Origin of the sequence: Actinoallomurus acaciae (genome assembly GCF_042429965.1) — a bacterium.
Taxonomy (GTDB): domain Bacteria; phylum Actinomycetota; class Actinomycetes; order Streptosporangiales; family Streptosporangiaceae; genus Actinoallomurus; species Actinoallomurus acaciae.
Genome location: NZ_JBHLZP010000633.1, coordinates 3,291 through 3,647 on the forward strand (window position 1 = coordinate 3,291; position 357 = coordinate 3,647).

General features: G+C 75.9%; 1 protein-coding gene. It reads left to right on the top strand.

Going from position 1 to position 357, the window contains the following annotated elements; translation table 11 throughout:
• Positions 1–22 precede the first annotated feature (22 nt).
• A partial coding sequence (locus ACFFNX_RS43785; RefSeq protein WP_378212161.1) for an acyltransferase domain-containing protein occupies positions 23–357 on the top strand: 335 nt, incomplete at its 3' end.

Here is a 357-nt window from a genome sequence, read left to right on the forward strand (position 1 = left end):
CGGGGTTCGTCCGGATGCGGTGGTGGGGCATTCGCAGGGGGAGATCGCTGCCGCGTATGTCGCGGGGGCGTTGTCGCTGGAGGACGCGGCGCGGGTGGTGGCGCTGCGCAGCCAGGTCATCGCCCGGAGGCTGGCCGGACGGGGCGGCATGGCCTCGGTGGCGCTGCCGGAGGACCGGGTCGCCGCCCGGCTGGCCCGCTGGGACGGCCGCCTCGAGACGGCGGCCGTCAACGGCCACGCCTCGGTCGTCGTCGCCGGGGACCCCGATGCCCTGGCCGAGCTGGTCGACTCCTACGAGGACGAGGGCGTGCGGGTCCGCCGGATCCCGGTCGACTACGCCTCGCACACCTCGCACGT